This window comes from Clostridium paraputrificum AGR2156, assembly GCF_000424025.1.
Lineage (GTDB): Bacteria > Bacillota > Clostridia > Clostridiales > Clostridiaceae > Clostridium > Clostridium paraputrificum.
Window position 1 is genome coordinate 138566 of the sequence record NZ_KE384122.1, and the last position, 26125, is coordinate 164690.

The window sequence follows — 26125 nt, forward strand, 5'->3', positions numbered from 1 at the left end:
TATTTTGGATTTAGAAAGGAGATAAATATATATGGCTTTAATAGCAAGTGGAATACATGGAAGCGGTCCTGGAATGTCTTATGAATTTTATGCAGAACAAACTTCAGGAAGTGGTAATAATAGAACAATAAAAATAACATTAAAATTAAAAGCAGGTCAATATAGTACATCATATTACGCTTATCCTGTTCAATGGAGAGCTAATGTAAATGGTTCTTGGAGTGGGTGGATGTCTGTAAAAGGTGGTGAAGCTTGGAGAGGTTCTGATGGTTTTAGAACATTTACGTATACTGCTACAACTAATGTTGGTACTACCAGCTCTAAATCAATAACAGTAGGAATACAAACAGATAGTATAGGGTATACTCATTGGGACTTTACAAAAACTGGGTCATTAACAGTATCACAAACAAATGTTCCTCCCTCATTATCTGGAACTGTATCTATAGATGGTTCAACTTCAAACAGAACTATATCAGAAAATACTACTAAACTAGTTATAAAAACTCCAGCTGCATCTGATACAAATTTATCTGGATATAGATTTAGAGTATCTATAAATGGAGGAGGGTATACTGAAATTTATAGAGGAGCTTCAACTAGTTATACTCATAATATTAGTGGCTATGGAGAAGGGACTACTTTTAAATATGTAGTAGATGCTTATGATAGTGTAGGGGCTTGGAGTGCTAATATTTATTCTCCAACAATAACTAAGAATAAATTCATACAAGATAATATTTCTTCAACATCTTCAATTGCTTTTGGTACAACTACCATTGCATTTACTTATTCTGGAGCATCTAATACTCAAAGTGGTGTTACAATTACAAAAACATTAAGTTGTGATAATGGGATAACTGTATATAATCCTAATATAACTGCTGCATCACCTATTAATCTAAAGATATGGAGAACTGGAGAAGCAACTCCAGCATCAACTCAACCATACGTAAGGTTTGATGATATAAAAAAGGTATTTGCTACAACTACTAATAAAGGTAAAGGAGTTTTAAATTTTACATTAACAAGTAGGAATTCTAATGGTACTACTAAAACTTCGTCAGAAGCTATCAATGTTAATTTACAAGTAAATCCGAATAATACTTCTGCTTCCATATCATTAGTACAAACTGAATCTACAAACTATTTAAGTATTGCATCAAGTACAAACAAATATTTTATTCCAGATGGAACTAAAGTTACTAGAGTTAAGTGGAGTTCAGTTACTGGTAAATTAGGGGAAGCAGTAACTTATCAAGTATATGTAGCTTATGGCTCTGGAGGATGGACTAAAATTGCAGATTTACCTACTGGAACGACTTATTATAATCATGCAGTACCAGTTCAGACAGTATCTCAACAATTCAAGTATAAGGTTAGAGTAATATCTACTTATAATTCAGATAACTTTTCAGAAGCAACAACATCTGCACAAACTTTACATTTTTACAATGAGCCATCGCTGACACAAGGTACAATTACAAGAGCAGCAACTACTGCAGATGTAATAGTTACTATAAAATCAAATTCATCTATTCCTAATATTAATACTAAAGGAACATGGTCAGTTTATAAATCTGGTGCAACCACTCCAGTAATATCTAGTGGGAATCTATCAGTAGCTCAAACTTCACAAACTCTTAAATTAACTGGATTAACTGATTCAAATACTTATGATCTAAAGGTTACTTATAATGATGATACTGGATATATGGTAACTAATAAAGTAACAACTATTAAAATTAGTGCAAATCTACCTATTATGTTTATAAATAAATATGGGGTAGGGGTTAATGGTGTTGCTGCTGATAGTAGTAATTCATTAAAGGTTAAAGGAAATGCTAATATTGCAGGAACTTTAAATGCTACAAATGTACAAGTAGGTGGTAACATTGTTTATCATACTGGAAGAAAACCAACACCAGCAGATATTGGGGCAGCTTCATCAAGCCATTCACATCCTTCAATATCGGTCTCTGATGTTAGAAATACAAATCCTACTCCTAATGATTGTACAGATAGGGCTATAACTACATTTTTTAATAATCAATATGGAGATGGTTGGAGAAGTGGAGTAACTATAAAAGGCTGGAGTGATGGATATTGTGCTTGGCAATTGTCTAATCCTTCATCTACTGTAGTTTCTGAACAATTAAAATTTAGAGCTGGTATAGGAACATCTTGGAATCCATGGAGAAAGATATATCATGAAGGAAATAAACCAACTCCAACAGAAATAGGAGCAATCCCTGAATCAAATAGGGAAATTAGATTTTTAGGAAATGTGAAGTCAGGAACAGTTGTTTTTGATAAAACTAAATTAAAGAATGGTGTCAAAGTATCTTTTATGACTAGCAACAAAATGGGTACAGATTCTTGGCATTATGCTATAAATGGTAAATGGACAGATGGCTGGACTATGAGTCAAGAAGCTAAATATGTTTTTGACTTTACAAAGATTAAGCCTGATGGTTCTGTATGGCTTTATGAAGTTAGTGTATTTAACACTTATAGAGAAAGTATAGGTTCAAGAAGGTGTGATGGTGCTTCTAAACTATATATAGGAGAACTTAACACTCTTATGGTATATCTTGACCATGCTACTAATGTGTGTGATAACTTAACAGCATTAATAGAATATTATTAGAGGTGTGTTATGAGATATGTATTAATCAATAAGTTAACTAATAATTTAGTTGAAAAAATAATTTTTCAAGAAGGAGGCTTCAAGCCTTTACAAGAAATGTTTCCTAATTATTTAGAGTTAATAGTGGATAAAGATGATGTGGTTACTAATCACAATATGAGGTATGATGAAACGTTAAAATCTTTTGTTCCTGTTACTGAAAGTGATAAAGATAATCCAAAAGTGTCAAAAGAATTACTAGATATTAAATTAGCTTTAGCTGAAATAGTAGAAGGAGGTTTATTATAATGGCTGAAATATATGCAGATTTAGTAGAAGCAGGAGAAAGAAGTCTTGACGGTAATAATGGTATTAAGAAAGTACCAGATAAATATATAAACAAAGTTAAAGAGATTTTACATGAAAGAGGAGTTTTGTAACTTCTCTTTTTTGTATATAAAAATAAAGAAGAAAAGAGGTAAAGAAAGATGGAAAAGATTTTTAACAGTATTAAAATGGGAGTTGCCTTTATAGGTACAATGTTTACTTGGTTATTTGGAAGTTGGGATACAGCTTTAATGGTACTTATATTCTTTATAGTATTAGATTACATCACAGGATTGTTAAGAGCCTACATAAATAAAGAAGTAAGTTCTAATGTAGGACTAAAAGGAATAGCTAGAAAAGCGGTTATCTTTGTGGTTCTTATTGTAGCAGTATTATTAGATAGACTATTGAATACTGGTAACTGGGTATTTAGAACATTAGTATGTTATTTCTACATTGCTAACGAGGGTATAAGCTTATTAGAGAATTGTGCAGGTTTAGGATTACCAATACCAGAAAAGTTAAAGGATGCATTAGCACAACTTAAAGAAGGGGAAAAGAAGGAGTTAAAACAAGAGTAGTCAAATAGGCTACTCTTTTAATTTTGGTACCGACATTAATGTCGGGGTGAAGAAGGAGGAAAAAGATGCTTACAATAAATAAAGAATTTTTGAAGTCACATAAGTGTTATAAAGGAAAAAATAATCCTAAATATATAGTTAACCATGAAACAGATAACTATAGTGAAGGAGCAGGAGCAAGAAATCATGCTAAAGCTCAATTTAATGGGAATTTAGGAGATGCTTCTGTTCATTTTTATGTAGATGAGAAAGAAATCTATCAATGTTTAGAGCTTACAGATGGTCCATGGTCCGTAGGAGATGCAAATTACGGAGTAATTACAAATTGGAATAACATCAGCATAGAAATATGTGTTAATCCAGATTCAGATTACAATAAAGCTAGAAAGAATGCAGCAGAATTAAATAGGTACTTATTAGAAAAATATGGCTGGGGAATGGACAGAGTAAAAAGGCATTATGATGCTACTTATAAGAGATGCCCTAGAAAGATGATTCAAAATCCTAACCTATGGAAAGAGTTTATACAGTGGATTAATACTGGTGATACTTCAATAGAGGTAGATCATAACAAACCTATTTATGTTGCAACTATAGAACAATCTAAAAACTTTATAGGAAATAGAGCAAAGAATGTACAAGCTAAACTTATAAGCCTAGGGTATGACCTAGGAAGCTGGGGAGCTAATGGTATATGGGGTGAGTATAGTTATAATGCTCTACTTAAATTCCAAAAAGATAATGGATTAAATCCAGATGGATATTGTGGACCAGCAACAACAGCTAAGCTAAACGAATTATGTGAAAATAAGGAGGAAGGAAAATTGTTAAATAATTGTAAGAAGAACGTATTAAAATATGGAGCAAAGGGGACTTATGTATTTTTAGCACAAAGTGCTATGAAAGCATTAGGATTATATAATGGGCCTATAGATGGAGAATATGGACCATCTAAAGGAAAGAATAGCTTCTACCAAGCAGTCGTAAATTTAAATGCTAAATTAGGATTTAAGAACGATAGTCAATTAGGGCCTGCATGCTGGACATATATACTAACTAAGTAGTATAATTTAGATACATCTAAAAATTCACAAGGGATAGTGTATAAGGAGTAATCTTTGTGCACTATCTTTTTGTATATAAAAAGAGCGACTAATCACAATGTGGAAAGATTAATCGCTCCTTTTATTTATATATGGTGTTCATATGTATTAATTTTCAATCAAATTAATACAAGCTTGTTGCTTCAATAAAAAAATATCATAAGAATAGTAAAAAATCAATGAAAAACTAAATTTAGTATAAATAGGTATATAGTTTATTAATAATTAAATATATTTCTTAATAGTATTGTACTTATAATAAAAGAGTGAGCAATCACATAGGGGATTACTCACTCTTTTTTATACGATTGGAGTATTAATTTAATAAAAATTAATACTGGTTTATTATATTAATTACAAAATAGCATAAAAGTGTAATAAAGTCAATAAATTCATTCTAATTATGACGAAAATAGGATTGGTTTATAAATGTTATATTTATATAAGTATTTGGTTATACTAATTGCTAGCATTGTACTATACTTAATATAAAAAGACAGTAAGTCAAAGGGGGATAAAATCCTTTTTTACTGTCTTTTATGTTATATAATATAAGAGTAGATACCTTTATAATAATATATTCAATGCATAAAAAAATAATTCTTGTAAATAATATAAACGCTATAGTTTCAAAGCCTAAATTTATATATAAAAGAGACTAGATTAACCTATAAGATTTATCTAGTCCTTTTTTGTTTATGAAAAAAATGTAGACAATTCCTCCTCTAGGGAAGTATGTATTTCACCAATAGTATAGCAAAATCAATAGTGATTGTATAGGGGGAATTTTACAATGAATATAACAAATATACTACTCTTGAATAACATATAATTAGGAAACATTTTGAAATTATATTTATTTTAAATTCATAGAATCCCAGAAAGCTAGTAAGTAATATTTTATTTACTAGTTTTTTTATTAAATTCTTGTTAAGAATATATATGTAATATTGACCTTGAGTTACAAATATATAATAATATTAAAAAAATAAAAACAACAAAGCGTTTAATTTTTGTAACAATAATGGTTAATCTTTTTAATAAAATAGGAGGGTTAAAATGGGGAAAACAAGTGAATCACAAAGGAATGCAGATAAAAGATGGAGAGAAAAAAATAGAGATCATGCAAATTATTTAAGGAATAGGACTAGTGCAAGATGTTTTATAAGAAATAGAGCTACATTAGAGGATATAGAAGAATTGAAACTTCTAATGGAAGAGAGAGAAGAAGCGTTAAAATGGTAAAATAATAAATTATGTTAAAGACTAGGATATAGTTATTATCCTAGTCTTAAATTTTGTCGTCAAAAAATCGTCAAAAATTAATGTACAAAAATATCTTTTATATCTTCGTTAATTAAGAGAATATGGCTTTAGTTGGCGCTTATATCAAGTTTATATCATTATATCTTAGTGGTTTTTATTCCAAAATTAAACTTGGCATAACTCCTCCTTAAGTGTAAAAAAAATTCAATACAGGAATTATATACTTTTTTTAACAGTAAATCAATGCACGAACAAAATAAAAGCTATCTAGGTAAACTAGATAGCTTTAAAATTATTCAAAAACTATTTCCTTAAAGAATTGAGGTACATGGAATGCAGGTTCTGGAACTGTGATATCTGCCCATGTTCCAAAGTGAGGAGTAGTTGTTTTGTCTCCACACTTAGTAAAGTTTCCTTTTATAATTTTACCTGATTTAGCTTCAAAACTTGGGAAAAAGGCCTTTATAAAGTCAAAAGGTATTTTATATTCTATAGTCCAAGGTTTAAAGTTATCAAAGTCGTTAATATTTTTATCATTAACATCTGCTTTTATTTCAAAATAATTAGGGTTTATATAATCCATACAATGTCTTACTGGCGGTTTGTCATCTAATTGAAGTAAAAGGTTCCCCCTAGCAGTTATTTCAAAGTTAAAATATCTTTTATCTTTTTCAGGTTCAGGTAAGAAAAAGAATTCTACACAGCTATCATACCATGAAGGTCCATTAAATTCTTTAACTTCAATTCTAACTTTTTCTTCACAAGAGGTAAATTTAACTCTTATTTCTTCATTTGTGTAGCAAAGTTGAACTTTGGTTTTAGGCATATATCCAGTAGTGTCCCATGGATAGTTATTAATATTGATAGCTTCAATATTATCCCAAGTGCTTGAATCAAAATTTTCTGAATTAACCTTTTTTATAACGTACATAAAAACAATCCCCCTAAAATCACCAAAATAAAATTGTATTATAAGGAAATTATACCAATAAAATAAATATAATAATAGTGTTTATGTAAAGGTAAGTCAATTAATTGGTTAATAGTGAAAAGTTGAATGGATATTTAGTAACAAGATATTGAAACCCTTATAACAATTCACTATTAACACAAATCTTATTCTGCTGTATCTATAAAATTAAATTTCTTAACATCAAATATTCCTCTATCAGTAATCTTTATATCTGGAATTACAGGTAAAGATAAAAATGAAAGAGTTAAGAATGGGTTAAAGTTTATTGTTGGAGCAATCTTTTTTATAGAATTATGAAGTCTTTCTAAATCATTCATTATTGAATCAATAGAGCGGTTAGTAATTAACCCGCCAATTTCTAGCTTTATAGAAGAAAGTACTTTACCATCTTCAACAACAATAATTCCTCCACCAATTTCTTTTAGTTTTTCAATTGCAAATAGCATGTCTGAATTATTTGTTCCAACTACTATTAGATTATGGGAATCATGAGCTATAGTAGTTGCAATAGCTCCGCTTTTTAATTTCATTCCATTAATAACTCCAAGCCCTATATTTCCAGTTCCTTTATGACGCTCTATAACAGCAACTTTAAGTAGATCTTTTTCTATATCAGGAATAAATTTATCACTTAGAGAAGAAATAGGTTCTCTTAAATGTATTGTTTCTAGCTTGTTTGGAATTACTTTAATTACATTAATAATGGATTTGTTACATAGTGTAATATCTAGCTTATCCTTTGAAAGAACCTTTATATTTAAACTATTTGTTGTTTCAATTTTAGGGGTAGGTATATTATTTTCAACAAGGATACCATTATCCACAACAAGTTGTCCATCTTTGTAAACTGATTGAATCTGGAAGTTTTCTAAATTATTTAGAATAATAAAATCTGCTCTATAGCCAGGAGCAATAGCGCCTAAGTCATTCAGTTTATAACATTCAGCAGAATTTAGTGATGCCATTTGAATAGCTGTTTCTGGATTTAAACCTGTCTTTATTGCATATCTAATAGAACTATCAATAGAACCATTTAATATTAAGTCATCTATGTGTCTATCATCAGTACAGAAGCAAAGTCTTCGGCTATTTTTTATTGAAGCAATCTTTATTAATTCCTTCAAATTTTTAGCTACAGTACCTTCACGAATTAGTACATACATTCCACGTCTAATTCTATCAGTTACTTCCTTTTCCAGATGACATTCATGGTCAGTTCTTATATTTGCAGTACAATAAGCATTAAGAGTTTCTATATTTAATCCAGCACCGTGTCCATCTATTCTAAGATTAAGAATTTTAGCATCATATAATTTATTAATCATATCTTCTTCACAATTAACTACAGAAGGGAAGTCCATAACTTCTGCTAACCCTAATACTCCATCACTAGAATAGAGTTTAGATAGATCTTTACTTGTTAAAATTGCACCTGAATTCTCAAAAGAAGTTGCAGGTACGCAAGAAGGAAGCATAAAGAAAAAGTTAAAGGGTAGTCCTTCACTTAGTTTTAGCATAAGTTTTATACCATCTAATCCAAGAACGTTTGCTATTTCATGGGGATCGGCAATTAATGAAGTTACACCATGAAGAAGGGCAGCTTTGCAATATTCAACTGGAGTGGTTAGGGAAGATTCAATATGAGCATGAGCATCTATTAAACCAGGGCATATATACTTGCCAGTACCATCGATAATTTCATTTCCATGGTATTTTCCAATTCCAACAATATACCCATTTTTAATCCCTACATCTGAAATGAAGGTTTCTTGTCCAAAGACATCAATTATAGATATGTTTTTTATTACTAAATCACAAGGGATACTTTTATTTGCCCCTTTTATTTGTTCAATAAAATTAAATTTGTTCATATAATCCACCTCTATTAATTTTATTCAACCCATGAGGCATATATACTTAATTAGCCTAGTAATACTATTTACGGTAGTATTGTAGATACGCTCAAACCATATTATTGAGCTTATAGGTTGATATTGTTTCTGATTATAACTACAGAGATGGATTATGTCAAAGGTAAAATTATACTTATATTAATTTAATGCAAACAGGGGATGGGACCTCTATACTTCCAACATGATTAATTAATCTACCAGTGTCTTCAGAAATTTCGAAAATAACCAAAGAGGAGGAATCTTGATTAGTAATAAGTATATATTTGCCGTCCTCGCTTATAGCAAAATCTCTAGGGCATGATCCAAAGGTAGGCTTATGCTCTACTAATGATAAGGATCCAGTTGCATTATCTATTTTAAAGCAAGCTATTGAGTTATTTCCTCTATCTGAAGTATAAATAAATTTGCCATTTGGATGAATATGTATAGCAGCTCCAGATTTTACCCCAGTATATTTGTTTGGCAGTGTTGAAAGTATATTTATTAGCTTTAAATACCCCTTATTATATTGAAATGAGGCTATTTCAGAAGATAATTCAGTTAAAACATAGATAAATTTACCATTTGGGTGAAATGCTAAATGTCTAGGTCCACAACCTTTACTAAATTTTACTCTTAAATCTTCTCTTTCAATAAAATCATTTTCTTTAATCTCATAGAGATTAATATAATCTTGTCCTAGGTCTACTGTTAAAAGAAAGTTTTCATCTAGGTCAAGGTTGGCATAATGAATATGAGGGGTATTATTGGTGTGGGTTAATGTCTTTATGGGTTTACCTATTCTGTGATCATCTTCAATAGGATAGACATTAATTTTATTATGGTGATAGTTTGCAGTAAAAATTAAGCCCTGTTTATTAGAAAAATTAATATAGCAAGGTGGATTTTCTGTTTCAAGAACAGAATTTATTTTTTCAAGAGATAGGTTTTCTTTTATTTTGAAAGAAGTTACTCCTCCTAAATCATTATCTTTAGAAACTGAATATAAAATATTATTTTCCTTATCTACAGCTAGATAAGATGGTTTTTCGATTTCATAAGCTAAAGCATGTGTTTTAAAAACTTTGTTTTCACAATCAAATTCAAAATTATAGATTCCTCTACTGTCCGTATTTGTATAAGTTCCAATAAAACCTTTTAAAATAGTTTTATTCATGCAATCACCTCCAAATATTTCCATATAATTATATCATAAAAGGAAATGATTTGTATAACCACTTCTTGGAAGATATAATAGTTTTATTATGGTAGTAATTATATCAAAGAAATAAAAAGGGGGATGACATTATGCCATTAAAAATTAATAGGGAGTTACCAGCATACAAAGTATTAAGTGGGGAAAATATATTTGTAATGAATGATGAAAGGGCAGAAACACAAGATATAAGACCATTAAAAATAGCAATTTTAAATTTAATGCCTAAGAAAATTCAAGCTGAGAATCAATTATTAAGATATTTGTCCAATACTCCATTGCAAGTGGAAATTAAGTTACTACAAACTAAAAGTTATACATCTCACAACACGCCATTAGAGCATTTAAATAAGTTTTATAGCTATTTTGATGAGGTTGTAAATGAGAAGTTTGATGGATTAATAATTACAGGTGCACCTGTTGAGCAGATGGAATTTCAAGATGTTGCATATTGGAATGAATTAAAGGAAATAATGGAGTGGAGTAAAAGCAACGTTTATTCAACTTTACACATATGTTGGGGAGCTCAAGCAGGGTTATATTACCATTATGGAGTGCCAAAGTATCCATTAGAAAATAAGATGTTTGGGGTTTTTGCTCATAGGGTGTTAAAGGAAAATGTTGAATTAACAAGGGGGCTTGATGATACCTTTTTTGCACCACATTCAAGACATACAGAAATAAAGAGTAAGGATATAGAAAAGGTTAAGGAATTAGAAATACTTTCAGAATCTGATGATGCGGGAGTATTTATTGTTTCTACAAGTGACTATAGAAAGGTATTTATTACAGGACATTTAGAGTATGATAGAGAAACCCTAAAAGATGAATATTTTAGGGATAAAGAAAAGGGATTGGAAATTTGTATTCCTGAAAATTATTTTCCAAATGATGATACAACTTTAGAGCCAGCGATGTCTTGGAGGGGCAGTGCCCATATAGTATTTGCAAATTGGTTAAATTATTGTGTATATCAAAATACACCATTTAATATTAATGATATTAGAAATGATTAAAGAGGAATAATTATGAAGTATTTTGAAGAAGCAAAGTGCATACGATTAGCTAATAATAAATTGAAAATAACATGGGAGGAACCTAAAAATTCCCTTGTAAAAATATATTTAGAAAATGATGATGAGGAACTATTAATAGAAAGAATTGAGAATAGTAATGAGGTTATATTTACAGATCCAGATAATAAAAGAAGATTATTATTTCTTTTAAAATCTGAGGGGTACAATTCTGAATTAGTTGGAGAAAAAATACTTCCCTTTGTAGGAGTACATCATTTTAGGGATATAGGTGGATATAGAACTATAGATGGCAGAAGAGTTAAATGGAACACATTTTATAGGTCAGATAAATTATCAGATTTAACAGAAGAAGATATTGAATATTTTAAAGCTTTAGGTATAAAAACAATCTTGGATTTAAGGTCTAAGGGCGAGGTGTTATCTTCACCTGATCCTTATATTGAAGGGCTTAAATATATAAATATTTCTGGTATGTCCGAGTTAGATAATAATAATGGAAACTTTGATATGATATCTATTTTTAATCAAAATTATTTAGAGCATTTTGATGGAAAGAAGTTTCTTATGAATGGATATAGAAGTGCTGTTTTTAATAATCTTGCTTATAAAGAATTAATAGATTGTATGGAAAATGAAGAAAGAATGCCTATTTTATTTCATTGTACTGCTGGAAAGGATAGAACTGGGTTTGCTTCTGCACTTATCTTATTAATTCTTGGAGTTCCAGAAGAAACTGTAATTAAGGATTATTTATTAAGTAATGAATATAGAAAGAGTAAAAATGAAGAAATAGTTAAATCCATAAAAAAGTTATCTAATAATCCTAAACATTTTGAGCTATTAAATATGATGCTAGAAGTAAGAAGAGAATATATAGAAGCGTCATTTAAAGAAATACGGGATAAATATGAAAACATAGATAAGTACTTAGAGGTAGAGTATGGATTAAGTAAGACAAAGAGAAGAGAATTAAAGAAAAGATATCTTTATTAGAATATTGTTACAATAAAGAATAAAATTTGACAAAATTAAATAAAAATATTATAATTACTCCAATTTTTAATATATAATTTGAATTATACTAAAGAAAATGGAGTGGATTACGTGGAACAGAAGAGAGAAAAATTTTCATCTAGTCTTACTGTGTTTTTTGCTACCTTAAGTTCAGCTGTAGGTTTAGGTAATATATGGATGTTTCCGTATGTTGTAGGTCAAAATGGAGGAGCAGCTTTTATAATTGTTTACTTAGGGTGTGTATTATTGATTGGTTTACCAACATTAATAAGCGAATTTATAGTAGGTAGAGGAACAAGAAAAAATGTATGTGGAGCTATATCAAAAGTTACAGATAAGAGAAGGTTTAAATCAATAGGATATATAGCGGTATTATCAACATTTTGTATGCTATTTTTTTATACAGTAGTTGCAGGATGGGTGTATTCATATGTTTTTAAAGCCTTATTTGGTGTACTTAAAGGAGTTACAGCAGAAGAGGCTGCACAAATTTTTAACAGTACAAGCTTAGGACCTATTTCGCCGATTATATGGCAGGTTATAGTTTTAGTAGTTGCAGGCTCTATATTAGGTATGGGAGTTAAAAGTGGTATAGAAAAGTTAACCAAAGTACTTATGCCAATATTAATGGGACTATTAATACTATGCGTATTAAGAAGTTTAACTCTTCCAGGTGCATATAGTGGTATAGAATTTTTATTAAAGCCAGATTTTTCTAAGGTAACAGTAAGTGTAATTTTATCAGCCTTAGGATTAGCTTTCTTTAAGTTGTCTGTAGGAACAGGTACTATGGTAACATACGGCAGTTATTTTACTGAAGATAATAATTTAATCGGAACAGCAGGAAAGGTTGCTATAGCTGATACTGGGGTATCATTGCTTGCAGGACTTGCTATTTTTCCAGCAGTTTTTTCTTTTGGACTAGCTCCAACTGAAGGACCAGGATTATTATTTAATACCGTGCCATTAATATTTGCAAAAATGCCAGGAGGAAGTATTTTATCAATAATCTTCTTTGGATTAGCCGCTATGGCAGCAACTATGGCAACTATATCTTTATTAGAGGTTCTTATAGCTTTATTTACTGAAGAACTGAAAATTTCAAGAAAAAAATCTATAATAATAAATATTTTAATTATTGTTTTAATTGGTTCACTAGCTGCATTATCAGCTAATCCAGATGGAGTTTTAGCAAATATAAAGATTTTTGGGTTTACAATATTTGATTCATTAGACAAGTTTGTTTCTAACATATTATTGCCTATTAATGGGTTGCTAGTGATACTTCTTTTAGGATATGGGGTATCAAAAGATTTTATAATAGAGCAATTAACTAATAAAGGAAGATTAAAAAATCAAAAAGTAGTTAGTTTGTTGACGTTTGTAATAAAGTATGTTACACCTATTCTAATATTAATAGTATTTGTTAAAAGTTTCGTTTAACAAATGTGTAAGATATTGTATAATAAAGAAAAGTCCATAGTAGGACTTTTCTTTATTTATGCTTTATCGTGGAAGTAGGGGAGATAAAATGGATTATAAGATATTAATTTGTGATGACGAAAAAGAAATATTAGAGTTAATAGAGCTATACTTAGGAAAAGAAGGGTATAGTGTGGTAAAAGCAAGTGATGGACAAGAAGCCATTGAAAAAGTAAAAAACGATACTAATTTTGATTTGGCAATTGTAGATATAATGATGCCTCGTGTAGATGGGTATAAGGTGATTAAAGAGATAAGAAAACTATACAATATACCAATAATAATGCTATCAGCCAAGAATCAAGATTCTGATAAAATATTGGGCCTAGATTTAGGTGCAGATGATTATATTACAAAACCATTTAATCCTTTAGAATTAGTAGCTAGAGTTAATGCTCAGATAAGAAGGGTATATAAATTAAGCGCTAAACAGAATGCTTCTCCTAAGATAGTTATAGGAGATATAGAATTAGATACATATAATGTAAAACTTATAGTTAGAGGAAAAGAAGTAGAAGTAACATCTATAGAGTATGGAATATTAAAGTACTTGATGGAGAACGCAGGTAGAATATTAACAAAGAATCAAATTTTTGAAGCAGTGTGGAATGAAGCGTTCTTAAGTGGTGACAATACTATAATGGTGCATATTAGTAGACTTAGGGATAAGATAGAGGAGGACTCTAGAAATCCTGTATATTTAAAGACTGTTAGGGGTCTTGGATATAAGTTCGAAAAAAGGTAGAGTACTATGAGAAAAAGAAATGATAAACTCTTAATCTCTTTATTTAAAAATTATATTACATTTGTAATAATATTAGCTAGTATATTTTTCTTAGCATACACCTATTTAGGATATAAAATGTCCAAGTCTATGGAGGACAGAGGGGCGCCAGTATTAGATTTGCTTCATGGTAAATATGATGATTACTCTAAGTTAAATGAAGATGTATTAATAAAACTTGAAGGTTTTATTGAAGTTTTAGATAGTAAAAGAAATGTTATTCATAGGATGGGGAAAGTACCCAAATATGAATTGTTAAAGGATTCTTACTCTGAATTTGAGTTGTTGCAGGCAATTAGTATGAGTGATGAAGATGAAAGATATTTTGTGTTAGTTGACACAGTAGAAGAGGATAATGATTTTAAAACTATATTGATTAGAGTACCAGAAGATAAAGTTTCTTTAGCTATTAATATATTTTCTGTACCCTATAGTTTAGGAAAGCCATTATTTAAACTTTATATAAAGGTTATAAGTATAGCACTAGTATTTTTTATAATTAGTATTGTAGCCTACAGTATTTGGACGGCTAAGAAGTTTAAGAAGCCATTAAGTAAAATAGATAATGCATTAGGAAAAGTTATAGAAGGTGATTATGAAGAAAAGTTAGTTTTAGATGGGGAGAAAGAGTTTATAGTAATAAGTGATACAATTAATTATTTAATTGATAAGCTTAAAGCAAGTAGAGAAGAAAACAAAAAACTTGAAGAAAGCAAAACAAGAATGTTAATAGACTTATCTCATGATATTAAAACACCTATTACTACAATAAGAGGATTTTCAGCAGCATTATATGAAAATCTTATAGAAGAAGAGGAACAAAGAAAGAGATACTATAAAACTATATACAACAAATCAGAAAAGGTTGGGGAATTAGTAGATGACCTTTTTGAGTTTGTAAAGTTAGAGAGTGTTCAGTATAAGCTAAAATTAGAAGTTGTAGATATTTGTGAGTTTTTAAGGCAGTTAATTGCTGAATACTTTGATGAAATAAGTGAAAGAGAATTTGATCTGGTAGTAAATATTCCAGAAATAGTAATAGAGTTAAAGATAGATAAGAGATTGTTTAAGAGAGTTATTAGTAATCTAATAGATAATTCTTTAAAGTATAATCCATCAGGAACTAGGTTAAAAATAGAGCTTAGGGATTTGGGGAGATCTATTGTTATAGAAGTTTCAGATAATGGAGTAGGAATACCGGATGATATAAAAGATACACTTTTTGATCCTTTTGTAAGAGGAGATTCTAGCAGAAAAAGCGATGGTGGTTCTGGATTAGGATTATCTATTGCTAAGAAAATAGTAGAAAACCATAATGGTGAAATTTCTATAGTAAAAAGAAAAAATGATGACAAAACTATATTTTATATTAGAATGAATAAATACTAAAAAGGTCCTGGGTACAGGACCTTTTTAACGTTTAGACCAGTATAAAATTTTAATTTCATTACCTTAAGTATAGAGGAAATAAATATCTCCTACCTTTTTTATTTTTATCCTCCTAAGGTTACATCCTGTTCATTGTACCAATTTAAAGCTTCATCCAGATGTTCAGGTTTAAAGTCTGGCCAAAAGTCATCTACTACATAAAAATCAGAGTACACAGATTGAACAGGAAGGAACCCACTCAATCTTCTCCTACCACCCCAACGTATAATTAAATCAATTCTAGAAATATCATTTGAGTGAATATTATTATATATATTCTTCTTTTTTTCATCAGCAGATTTTAATTCGTTTAGGTCCCATTCCCAGCCATAATTAATTAAGAAGTTTACCTTCATACCACCTTTTCCGAAGGTTCTACGTTTAGTAAAAGGGATAAGGTCTTTAGGGAATGAAGTAGATTTTGTATTTCCCATTACTAATATTTCACAGTCTTCTTTAGTTAAAAGTTGTACTGAATTTATACATGCTTCTGTAAATGCTAACTTTTGTTCATTAGGTCTCTTTGTATTATCAACAGTGAATCCATAGAATGTTATTTCTTCTATACCATATTTTTTACACTGTTTAAATAGAATAAGACCTGGGTTTATGCCTAGAGCGTACCCCTTATCTTTAGTCATCCCATTTTTTACTGCCCATCTTCGATTACCATCTGGAATAATACCTATATGTTTTGGAATTCTCATTATATATCACCTCAACAAATTTATAATCATATTATTTCCATTAGTTAAAAAAATATCCTATATAACTAGTTGCTTATAACATATATAAGGTATTATTATTGGAACTATTATGAAAAATCTACTAAAATATTGTTATATATTTGTCAAGGGGGATAGATGGTATGGCAGTAAATCAAAAAAGACAAAAAGAATTAAAAGCATTGGGATTTTTATTACAAAATGATAAAGAACATTTTGCTGTAAGGTTTTTAAGTAGAGCGGGGAATTTTACTACTGAAGAATTAGCAAATATAAATTATATAGCAGATAAATATGGAAAAGGATATAGTGGTGTTACAACTAGACTTCAAATTGAAGTTCCATGGATTAAAAATGAAGATGTTGAAAATGTAATTGAAGAATCTCAAAAACTGAGATTGAGACATGGTGGTACTGGAATGAAGGTTAGACCACTTGTTTCTTGTAAGGGCACTGTATGCTTACATGGAAATATTGATACCCAAGGAATTTGTAGGGAACTAGAAGAAAAATATTTTGGAACTGATACTCACGCAAAATGTAAAATTGGTATTGTGGGATGTGCCAATAACTGTGCAAAAGCGAGTTTAAATGACATTGGAATAATGGGAAGAACTGTGCCAGAATATGTAGAGGAAAATTGTGTCGGATGCTCACTTTGTGTAAAAGCATGTAGACAAAAGGCTTTAGAATTAGTGGATAAAAAAATTGTCTTCAATGAGGAATTATGTGTGAAATGTGGTGGATGTGTAAGAGCTTGTAGAACAGGTGGATTTATTGCTAGGGAAAAAGGAGCAGAAATTTTTGTTGGTGGAAGATTTGGAAGAGGAATGAGTCTTGGAACATCTTTAGGAAGAATTTTTAGCGAAGATGATATTGTTGGCGTAGTTGATAATATTATGGATTATTATAAAGAAAATGGTGTGGCTGGAGAAAGAATCTGTAAGACTATGGATAGAATAGGACAAGAAAAATTTATTAATGACATTTTACATAGTATATAAAATGTGCATTAATATATAAAATAGGATAATAGAGATGAAAAAACAAGAGGTCATCTTTATTATCTTTTATTTTTATATCATTTTAAATAGCTGTATGTTAATATACAATAAAGAAAATAGGATAAAATAATAATATTATTTGAAAAATTTTGGAGTGAAATCATGATTAGTTTAATGGGAATAAGGCGAGATATACCAATTCAAATTAGAGAAGCCTTTACTATAAAAAAGAAGAGAAAAAATGAAATATTAAATGAATTAATGAAATATTTTGATGAAGTAATAATATTAACAACATGTAATAGAACAGAAATATATGTAGATAGTAAGCTAAATAAAGAAGAAGTGATAGACGTAATCTTTAAAACAATAGGGTGGAATGATGAATTAAAGCCCTTTATATTTTATGTGGAAGCGGAAAAAGCATATAGACATTTATTTAGGCTTGCTTGTGGCTATCATTCAAGAATAGTAGGTGAGGATCAAATTTTAGGGCAAATTAAAAATGTCTATATTGAATCCTTAGAAGAAGGTACATGTAGTGGAGAGTTAGGAAGATTATTTCAAGAAGGAATAACCTGTGGTAAAAAGTTTAGAACAGAAGCAAAATTGTTTGAGATACCAGTTTCATCTATTTCAGTTGCAATTTCTATTATGTTAAAAGAAAAATGTAAAAAAGTTATGGTTATTGGTTATGGAGAAATAGGAAGACTTGCTGTTAAATATCTTTTATCACATAAGGTGGAAAATATATATTTAGTAGTTAGAGAGCCGGGAAAAATTAAGGATTTACATGAGGAAAATGTAAAAATTATAAATTTCAAAGAAAAAAATCAATTTATTCAAGAAGTAGATTCTATAATATCCTGCACTAATGCTCCACATGCTGTTGTTTTAAAAGATGATATTGTAGAAAGAAGAGAGACATTATCTATATTTGATATGGCGGTACCAAGAGATGTTGAAGTAGAAGTTGGATTATTAAATAAAGTAAAAGTATATAATATTGATGAAATAAGTGAAGTTGATGACGAAAATAAAGCATTAAGAGTTCAAAGAATGTCAGAATATAAGTATATTTATGAAGAATATTTAAAGGAATATATGGAATGGAAGGCTCTTCGAGAGATTTCGCCAATTATAAAAGAATTAAAGATGAAAGGCGAAGAGGTATACTCAAAAAGATTAAATACTTATCAAAATAAAAGTAGGGATCTAAAAGATGAAGGGCTTGTAAAAATGTTATTAAAAAGTACCTCAGATGCTTATATTAATAGAGCTATTGAAGTCATAAAAAATGAGACCCTTGAAGGAAGTGAAGAAGAATGTTTAAGAATAGTGAGGAAGATATTCTTAACAGAGGAATAGAGTTTTCTTTAATATCAGTATTTTCAAAAAAACTAAGAGTAGGCATTATTGGAGCAGGACGAGGTGGCTTTATTAAAGCAAAGCATTTTTTTAATCAAGGATGCTTAGTGGAGGTCTTAGCAAAAGAAATAGGGGAAGAATTTAAACAGTTTAAGGGAGAAAATATACAAATATATAAAAAAGAATATGATAAAAACTTTATAAAAAATAAGCATTTGGTTATTATAGCTATAGATGATAAGAATAAAAAAGAAGAAATAAAGAGAGATTGCGAAGAAGAAAGTAGGATATACATAGATTCAACAGAATTTATGGAAGGAATGGGGTCAATACCAATGCAAAAAGATTTGAAAAATATTGTTGTTGGTGTTAATACAAGAAGAGGAAATCCTAAAGGAAGTAGATTTATAGCGCAAAAGGTAGAAGAAGAACTATTAAAATATGATGATTTTATTGGTTATACTACTATATTAAGAAATAGGTGTAAAGATAGTAGTATTAAAAAAGTTTTAACAGATTTTATTTCTACAGAAGATTTCTTTTTCTTTTATAAAATAAAAAAATCTAATATAATATTAAAAATGTTTTTTAAGGAAAAGGATTTTAATAATGAGTAAAAAATTAAGTGATTTAGAATTATTCTCTGGATTAAAGCAAGAAACAATAGATTCCCTTACTTCCTTATGTATAGAAAAGCAGTATAAAAAAGGTGAACATATATTTTTTGATAAAGATAAGGTAACCACAATATTTATTGTCTTAAAAGGAAAGGTTACATTATATAAGATAGGTGAAAAAGCCCATAAAAGAATTATTTTTATACTAGGAGAAGGAAAAATAATAAATGATGTTGTATTAGATGATTTACCAGCATCGATAAGTTGTGAGGCTTTTGAAGATAGTGAAATCTTATGTTTTGATAGAGATGAATTTGTAAAAATTATGTCAAAGGACTTTGAACTAACTACTGTAGTAATTAATTCATTATCTAAAAAAGTAAGAAGATTATATAGACAGATAAAAAATGCTACTCCTATTAAGATTGAAAAGAGAGTTGCTGCAAAGCTATGGAAACTTGCTAAAGACCATGGAGTGGAGGTTGAAGATGGAGTTGAGATAGGGCTTAATATAAGTATTACTTATCTTGCAGATATGTTTGGAACTCCAAGAGAAACTATTTCTAGAGCGTTAAAAGTATTGCAAAAAGAAGAACTTATAGTATTAAATGGTAAAAAAATCATTGTAAAAGATAAAAATAAACTAGCTAAATATTTTAAAAATAATTAAACTTTGTGAGAATTATCACAGAGTTTTTTTTATATTGTTATTATAATAACGATATAAGAACAAAGACAAGTTTTCTGTAAGGAGATGTGGATATGGGATATAGATTAACTCTAGAAAATATGAATAAGCTTATAGTTCAATTACAAAAGAATAGTGAAGTATATGCTCCTAAAGTTTTTGAAGGAGAAGGAACTTTTTCAGATACAGATAGAATTAGATATGGAAAGATAAATAAAATAGAAGAAATAGAATTTGATAAAAAATCAGATTTTTCATATAAGGAAGTACTTTTACCAATAACACAAGTTTTATTCTTCTTTACAGAAGATAAGGTGAAAGAAGCAGAGGTAGAAGAAAAGAATTTAGTAGTATTCCTAAGAAGCTGCGATTTACATGGAGTTAAAAGAATAGATGATATCTATCTAAGAAATGGATTTGTTGACCCTTATTATAAAAAGATTAGGGAAAAGACAAAGTTTATAGTGTTTGGATGCGAAAAAAGCTTTGAAAATTGTTTTTGTGTAGATATGGGAACTAATAAAACTGATGAATATGATTGTTACATAAAAGTAGATGGAAATGAAGTTTTATTAGATGTTAAAGATAAAGAAATTGAAGAATTAGTAAAAATATTTGCTGAAGAAGATATTAATGTTATACCTGAATTTGTAGAAAAGAATGAAGTAAAGGTTAACATCCCTGAAAATTTAGACTTATCAGTAATGGATTCTAAGATGTGGGATGAATATTCTCAAAGATGTATAGCCTGTGGAAGATGTAACTTTGTATGTCCAACATGTACGTGCTTTACAATGCAAGATGTTATTTACAGAGATAATGGCAAGGTAGGAGAAAGAAGAAGAGTATGGGCATCATGTCAAGTTGACGGGTATACAGATATGGCAGGTGGCCACAGCTTTAGAAGAGCTAAGGGTGAAAGAATGAGATATAAGGTTCTTCACAAAGTTTATGATTATAAGAAGAAATGGGGATATCACATGTGTGTTGGATGTGGTAGATGTGATGATATCTGTCCAGAGTATATATCATTCTCAAATTGTATTAATAAGTTAGAAAAAGCTATGGATGAGGTGAAGTAGTATGCATAATGAATATTTGCCATTTGTTTCAGAAGTTTTAGATGTTATTAAACATACAGATATAGAATATACATTTAGAATGTCATTTAAAGGGAATGTAAAGCCTGGACAATTCTTTGAAGTTTCTATTCCTAAGTTTGGAGAAGCTCCAATATCAGTTAGTGGAATAGGAGAAGATTATGTTGACTTAACTATTAGAAAAGTAGGAAAGGTAACAAACGAAGTTTTCACTAAATATAAGGGAGATAAGTTATTTTTAAGAGGACCTTATGGAAATGGATTCGATGTAGAAAACTATAAAGGAAGAGAAGTTGTTATAGTTGCTGGTGGTACTGGACTTTCTCCAGTAAAGGGAATAGTAGATTACTTCTCAAAGAATCCTCAAGATGCAACAAGTACAAGAGTTATAGCAGGATTTAAGTCTCCTAAGGATATGTTATTTAAGGAAGACATGAAGGAGTGGGAAAAGAATATAAACTTCACTTTAACAGTAGATTCTGCTGAAGAAGGGTATGAAGGAAATGTTGGACTAGTTACAAAGTATATTCCAGAACTTAAGTTTGAAGATATGGATACTGCACAAGTTATTGTAGTTGGACCTCCAATGATGATGAAGTTTACTGTGGCTGAGTTCTTAAAGCTTGGAATGAAGGAAGAAAACATTTGGATATCACATGAAAGAAAGATGTGTTGTGGACTTGGAAAATGCGGACACTGTAGAATAGATGATACATATGTATGTCTAGATGGACCAGTATTTAATTATTCCAAAGGCAAACTTTTAAGAGATTAGGGGTGTAGTTAATATGGATATAAATACTAAAAAGTTAAAAAAGAACGCTTTTAGAATAACAAAAACTAGAGGAATTACTGCTTCAAGAGTAAGAGTTCCAGGTGGACACTTAAAAGCAGAGTATCTTGGATTAATTCAAGAAATAGCTGATACTTATGGAAATGGTACTGTTCATTTAACAACTAGACAAGGGTTTGAAATACCAGGAATTAAGTTTTCAGATATAGACAAGGTTAATGAATTATTACAACCTATTATAGAGGGATTAGATATAAATCAAGAAATCCCAGGTAAGGGATATACAGCAGCAGGAACAAGAAATGTATCTGCATGTATAGGAAATAATGTTTGTCCATATGCAAACTATAATACTACTAATTTTGCTAAGAGAATTGAAAAAGAAATTTTCCCTAATGATCTTCATTTTAAGATAGCATTAACAGGATGTCCAAATGATTGTATTAAAGCTAGAATGCATGATTTTGGTATTATAGGTATGACAATGCCACAATATGACTCAGAAAAGTGTGTATCTTGTGGTGCTTGTGTAAGAGCTTGTAAGAAGAAGTCTACAGAAGCTTTACATGCAGAAAACTATAGGGTTATTAGAGATCACAGAAGATGTATCGGATGTGGGGAATGTGTAATTAATTGTCCTACAGGTGCTTGGACTAGAAGCAAGAAGAAATATTATAGACTTACTATCATGGGAAGGACAGGTAAGAAAAATCCAAGACTTGGAGAAGATTTTATTATATGGGCTGATGAAGATAGTATAGTTAAGATTATAAACAATTGTTACAAATATGTTGAACAATATATAGATAGAAATGCTCCAGGTGGAAAAGAGCATGTAGGTTATATTGTTGATAGAACTGGATTTATGGAATTTAAGAAATGGGTTCTTGAAGGAGTAGAATTACCGGAGGATGCTATAGTAAAAGACAATGTTTATTGGAGCGGAGTTAAATATAGAGAGTAGTTTTAAAGAGAGGGATTGCTATGCAGTCCCTCTCTTTGATAAAAGTTTATTTATTGTTTTCTACAGGGAATAGCTTCATTCCATCCCCTTCTAGTTTATAGTAGTTACTTACAATAGTAATGGATTCCCCTCCTATTACTGTATAGTTATAATATTTTAATTCAGGAGATTTAGTATCATATTCTTTCACTTTAAATGCTTTAATGTCAAATTCAACATCTCTCATTTTATCTAGTAAGCCTTCATAATATTGAGTGTATCTAACTTTAGCAGGTTTATTATTTTTTACATTATCTAAGAAGTTTTTAAGAGGAGTACTATCTACATATTTTTCTTCTTTAGCGTAATAAACTAAATCATTATTTTTTATAGATTGTTCTTTGGTATATGGGGTAGCAATGTTAGATTCTATTAGGTTTTCTTCAGGTTGTTCTTGTAATCCACTGGTAACTTCTTCTTTTGGAGAAGGATTAGATTGAATAACTTCATTTTTTGAGGTATTACAGGATATTAACGCAATTGGTAAAGCTAACAAAAGACAAAAAGATATAAATTTATTCTTCATAAAGTTTTCTCACCCTTTTTATTTATTTTCTATAATTTAAGAGTAGCAGTTTACATAAGGATAGTGTTTACAAATAAATTACAATAAATGTATTTAAAACTACATATAATTAAACGCCTTTTGAAAAGATAAAAAATACCTATTGGACTTGGTAAATGATAGAATATAATATAGAAATATGAGGCAATATAAATTAATGAGGTGAAATAAATGAGTTTAATTATAGCAACAAGAAAAAGTAAGCTTGCTCAGGTTCAAACTGAGAGAGTTATGGAGTTATTAAAAGAACAACAAAATATAGATTCTGAAAAGTTATTAGTTGTTACAGAAGGTGATAAAAGATTAGATGTAACTTTAGATAAGATAGGTGGAAAAGGACTTTTTACAAAGGAAATAGAAATAGCATTAATAGAAGGAAAAGCAGATGGTGCAGTACATAGCATGAAAGATGTTCCTTTTCAATTAGCTGAAGAATTTGAACTTGTTGCAATGCCTGAAAGGGAAGATGTTAGAGATGCATTTATTTCACGAAAAGGTATTAATTTTAGTGAATTAAGGCAAGGTGCAAAGATAGGAACAAGTAGTAATAGAAGAGCTGCACTTTTAAAAGAGATAAGAAGTGACTTAGAGATTGTACCTATTAGAGGTAATGTTCAAACTAGGCTTAAAAAGATGGAAGAACAAGAGTTAGATGGTATAATTTTAGCCTCTGCAGGATTAAAAAGATTAGGGATGGAGGAAATAATAACAGACTATTTTGACCCTAATATATTCATCCCAGCAATAGGTCAAGGTGCTCTTGGAATAGAGTGTTTAAAAAATAGTAAAAATAAAGAGTATTTTAAGGCTTTAGATAATAAGATGGTACGTTTAGAAGTAGAAGCAGAAAGAAGCTTCATGAAAGCTCTAAATGGAGATTGTCATAGCCTTATAGGAGCTTATTCAATTATAGAGGGAAGTAAAATATATATGATTGGAACTTATATGGTGAATGGAAAAATAATAAAGAAAGATATAGATGGTTCCATAGAAGAAAACATAGAGCTAGGAAAAAGATTAGCAGAAAAAGTATTAAGTTGTGGAAGGTAGTAAAATGAGTAAGGCGTATATAATAGGAACAGGTCCTGGAGATGAGGAATTATTAACTTTAAAGGCTATAAAGGCATTAGGAGAATGTACTGCAGTTCTTTATGACAGATTAGTATCCAATAATGTTTTAAATTATTTAAGTGAGGACTGTGAAGTTTATTATTGTGGTAAAGAACCTGGTGCTCATTATAAAACTCAAGACGAAATAAATGAAATGATAGTAAAGCTTGCTAATGAAGGTCATTTAGTAGGAAGAGTTAAAGGGGGAGACCCTTATGTATTTGGTAGAGGTGGCGAAGAGGTTCTAGCTTTAGAAAAAGAGGGAATAGACTTTGAGGTTATTCCTGGAGTTACTTCACCTATAGCTGTATTAAACTATGCGGGTATTCCTATAACTCATAGAGGTATTGCACAAAGTTTTCATATAGTAACGGGAATGACAGCTGTTGAAGAAAAAATAAACTTTGAAGCTTTAGCAAATGAAACTGGAACCCTTGTATTTATGATGGGCCTTAGTAATTTAGAAAAAATAGTAGAAAATTTAACGAAGTATGGAAAGAATATTAATACCCCTGCAGCTATAGTAATGAGGGGAACATCATCCAAGCAAAAAAAGGTTGTTGGAACTTTGGATAATATTGTAGATAAAGTTAAAGAAGCAGGACTACAATCACCTTGCATTATTGTAGTGGGAGATGTGGTTAATTTAAGCAATAAGCTATCTTGGTATGAAAAAAAGCCCCTATTTGGGTGGAATATTTGTGTAACACGCTCTAGAGAGCAAGCATCAAGCTTAAAGGATAAGCTAACTAAGTTAGGTGCAGAGGTTACAAGTATAAGTTCTATTAAGATTGAGAAAACCTTAGAAAACCTAGATGAATATGTAGAAAAGTTAGATAAATACCATCACATAATTTTTACTTCAGTAAATGGGGTTAATATTTTCTTTGACTATTTAATAGAAAAAAATTACGATATAAGAAGGTTAAAAGCTAAATTTTCTGTAGTTGGAAAGGCTACTAAGAAAGCTTTAGCACAAAGAGGAATACAAGCTTATAAAATGGCTAGAGAATTTGTTGGTGAGGGGCTTTTTGAAGCTATTAAGGAAGATTTAAAACCTGGAGAAAAGGTGTTAATTCCATGTTCATCAAAGAGTAGAACTTTCTTAAAGGATGAAATTGAAGCTTTAGCATTAGAAGTGGATAGAGTTCATACCTATAATACAGTTCCAGGGAAGGTTAAAAATAAAAGAAGCTTTGATGAAGTAGATATAGTATTATTTACTAGCCCAAGTACAGTGAATAATATGGTAGATATGGTTGGAATTGAAGAAGTTAAGAAAAAGAAATGTATTGCAATAGGTCCTATTACTTTCAAGGCTTTAAAGGAGCGTGGAATAGATGGGCTTATGTGTAAGCAACATTCAGAGGATGGATTTTTAAGGGAAATTGTTGAGATTGTGAATAAGGAAGTGTAGTAA

At 29.8% G+C, this 26125-nt stretch carries 25 protein-coding genes and 1 riboswitch; of the genes, 20 read left to right on the forward strand and 5 right to left on the reverse strand.

The annotated features are described in order from the left end of the window. Positions 1-31: 31 nt before the first annotated feature. From G594_RS0115415 to G594_RS0115445, 6 genes are all read left to right on the forward strand, one after another. The gene (locus G594_RS0115415) at positions 32-2650 is read left to right on the forward strand and encodes a hypothetical protein (RefSeq protein WP_027099359.1); all 2619 of its coding nucleotides are present in this window, start codon (positions 32-34) and stop codon (positions 2648-2650) included. Between the two features lie 9 nt (positions 2651-2659). Further along, the gene (locus G594_RS0115420) at positions 2660-2938 is read left to right on the forward strand and encodes a hypothetical protein (protein WP_027099360.1); all 279 of its coding nucleotides are present in this window, start codon (positions 2660-2662) and stop codon (positions 2936-2938) included. Further along, a complete protein-coding gene (locus tag G594_RS20660) occupies positions 2938-3069 on the forward strand; it encodes a CD1375 family protein (protein WP_271842128.1) in 132 nt (43 codons plus the stop codon). The genes G594_RS0115420 and G594_RS20660 overlap by 1 nt, the downstream gene beginning before the upstream one ends. 48 nt (positions 3070-3117) lie before the next feature. After that, positions 3118-3537, forward strand: coding sequence for a phage holin family protein (locus tag G594_RS0115430; RefSeq protein WP_027099361.1), 420 nt, complete (start codon positions 3118-3120; stop codon positions 3535-3537). Between the two features lie 65 nt (positions 3538-3602). Continuing rightward, complete coding sequence (locus G594_RS19775; RefSeq protein ID WP_051196053.1) at positions 3603-4601, forward strand: peptidoglycan recognition protein family protein; 999 nt, start codon at positions 3603-3605, stop codon at positions 4599-4601. Positions 4602-5699: 1098 nt separating this feature from the next. Continuing rightward, positions 5700-5885: a hypothetical protein gene (locus G594_RS0115445; RefSeq protein WP_027099362.1), complete on the forward strand. Its 186-nt coding sequence runs from the start codon at positions 5700-5702 to the stop codon at positions 5883-5885. Between the two features lie 313 nt (positions 5886-6198). Here the strand turns inward: G594_RS0115445 and G594_RS0115450 are convergent, their stop codons facing one another. From G594_RS0115450 to G594_RS0115460, 3 genes are all read right to left on the reverse strand, one after another. Continuing rightward, entirely contained in the window at positions 6199-6837 is a 639-nt protein-coding gene (locus G594_RS0115450; protein ID WP_027099363.1) for a carbohydrate-binding family 9-like protein, read from the reverse strand. A 185-nt stretch (positions 6838-7022) separates the two neighbouring features. Further along, positions 7023-8750: an adenine deaminase gene (gene ade / locus G594_RS0115455; RefSeq protein WP_027099364.1), complete on the reverse strand. Its 1728-nt coding sequence runs from the start codon at positions 8748-8750 to the stop codon at positions 7023-7025. 36 nt (positions 8751-8786) lie between these two features. Then, positions 8787-8888, reverse strand: a riboswitch (purine riboswitch). Positions 8889-8925: 37 nt separating this feature from the next. Continuing rightward, positions 8926-9948 carry a lactonase family protein gene (locus G594_RS0115460; RefSeq protein WP_034866969.1) on the reverse strand — a complete coding sequence of 341 codons (1023 nt, stop codon included), beginning with the start codon at positions 9946-9948 and terminating at the stop codon, positions 8926-8928. Between the two features lie 131 nt (positions 9949-10079). Here G594_RS0115460 and metA point away from each other — a divergent pair, with 131 nt between their 5' ends. The 5 genes from metA (at position 10080) to G594_RS0115485 (ending at position 15693) form a co-directional block, all read left to right on the forward strand. Continuing rightward, positions 10080-11003, forward strand: coding sequence for a homoserine O-acetyltransferase MetA (metA, locus tag G594_RS0115465; protein WP_027099366.1), 924 nt, complete (start codon positions 10080-10082; stop codon positions 11001-11003). A gap of 12 nt (positions 11004-11015) precedes the next feature. After that, positions 11016-12017, forward strand: a complete 1002-nt coding sequence (locus G594_RS0115470) for a tyrosine-protein phosphatase (protein WP_027099367.1) — start codon at positions 11016-11018, stop codon at positions 12015-12017. A gap of 111 nt (positions 12018-12128) precedes the next feature. Then, positions 12129-13481 carry a sodium-dependent transporter gene (locus G594_RS0115475; RefSeq protein ID WP_027099368.1) on the forward strand — a complete coding sequence of 451 codons (1353 nt, stop codon included), beginning with the start codon at positions 12129-12131 and terminating at the stop codon, positions 13479-13481. A gap of 88 nt (positions 13482-13569) precedes the next feature. Further along, positions 13570-14265 (forward strand): response regulator transcription factor, encoded by a 696-nt coding sequence (locus tag G594_RS0115480; RefSeq protein ID WP_027099369.1) that lies wholly within the window; start codon positions 13570-13572, stop codon positions 14263-14265. 6 nt (positions 14266-14271) lie between these two features. Continuing rightward, entirely contained in the window at positions 14272-15693 is a 1422-nt protein-coding gene (locus G594_RS0115485; protein WP_027099370.1) for a HAMP domain-containing sensor histidine kinase, read from the forward strand. A gap of 104 nt (positions 15694-15797) precedes the next feature. On the opposite strand, the gene G594_RS0115490 is transcribed toward G594_RS0115485, so the two are convergent. Further along, a complete protein-coding gene (locus G594_RS0115490) occupies positions 15798-16439 on the reverse strand; it encodes an undecaprenyl diphosphate synthase family protein (protein ID WP_027099371.1) in 642 nt (213 codons plus the stop codon). Between the two features lie 161 nt (positions 16440-16600). On the opposite strand from G594_RS0115490, the gene G594_RS0115495 reads away from it, so the two are divergent. The 7 genes from G594_RS0115495 (at position 16601) to asrC (ending at position 22991) form a co-directional block, all read left to right on the forward strand. Next, positions 16601-17461 (forward strand): 4Fe-4S binding protein, encoded by an 861-nt coding sequence (locus G594_RS0115495; protein ID WP_027099372.1) that lies wholly within the window; start codon positions 16601-16603, stop codon positions 17459-17461. A gap of 162 nt (positions 17462-17623) precedes the next feature. Next, a complete protein-coding gene (gene hemA, locus G594_RS0115500; protein WP_027099373.1) occupies positions 17624-18829 on the forward strand; it encodes a glutamyl-tRNA reductase in 1206 nt (401 codons plus the stop codon). Next, positions 18787-19446: an NAD(P)-dependent oxidoreductase gene (locus G594_RS0115505; protein WP_027099374.1), complete on the forward strand. Its 660-nt coding sequence runs from the start codon at positions 18787-18789 to the stop codon at positions 19444-19446. Before hemA ends, G594_RS0115505 begins: the two co-directional genes overlap by 43 nt. Then, complete coding sequence (locus tag G594_RS0115510; protein WP_027099375.1) at positions 19439-20116, forward strand: Crp/Fnr family transcriptional regulator; 678 nt, start codon at positions 19439-19441, stop codon at positions 20114-20116. The genes G594_RS0115505 and G594_RS0115510 overlap by 8 nt, the downstream gene beginning before the upstream one ends. A 92-nt stretch (positions 20117-20208) precedes the next feature. Next, positions 20209-21216 carry an anaerobic sulfite reductase subunit AsrA gene (asrA, locus tag G594_RS0115515; RefSeq protein ID WP_027099376.1) on the forward strand — a complete coding sequence of 336 codons (1008 nt, stop codon included), beginning with the start codon at positions 20209-20211 and terminating at the stop codon, positions 21214-21216. A 1-nt stretch (position 21217) separates the two neighbouring features. Next, entirely contained in the window at positions 21218-22009 is a 792-nt protein-coding gene (gene asrB, locus G594_RS0115520) for an anaerobic sulfite reductase subunit AsrB (RefSeq protein ID WP_027099377.1), read from the forward strand. Between the two features lie 13 nt (positions 22010-22022). Continuing rightward, positions 22023-22991: a sulfite reductase subunit C gene (asrC, locus tag G594_RS0115525; RefSeq protein ID WP_027099378.1), complete on the forward strand. Its 969-nt coding sequence runs from the start codon at positions 22023-22025 to the stop codon at positions 22989-22991. Positions 22992-23037: 46 nt separating this feature from the next. Here asrC and G594_RS0115530 read toward each other — a convergent pair whose 3' ends face one another. Next, positions 23038-23556 (reverse strand): hypothetical protein, encoded by a 519-nt coding sequence (locus G594_RS0115530; protein WP_027099379.1) that lies wholly within the window; start codon positions 23554-23556, stop codon positions 23038-23040. Between the two features lie 210 nt (positions 23557-23766). Between G594_RS0115530 and hemC the strand changes: the two genes are divergently transcribed. Both hemC and cobA read left to right on the forward strand, forming a co-directional pair. Next, positions 23767-24645, forward strand: coding sequence for a hydroxymethylbilane synthase (gene hemC, locus G594_RS0115535; protein WP_027099380.1), 879 nt, complete (start codon positions 23767-23769; stop codon positions 24643-24645). Between the two features lie 4 nt (positions 24646-24649). After that, positions 24650-26122 (forward strand): uroporphyrinogen-III C-methyltransferase, encoded by a 1473-nt coding sequence (gene cobA, locus G594_RS0115540; RefSeq protein WP_027099381.1) that lies wholly within the window; start codon positions 24650-24652, stop codon positions 26120-26122. Positions 26123-26125: the final 3 nt, after the last annotated feature.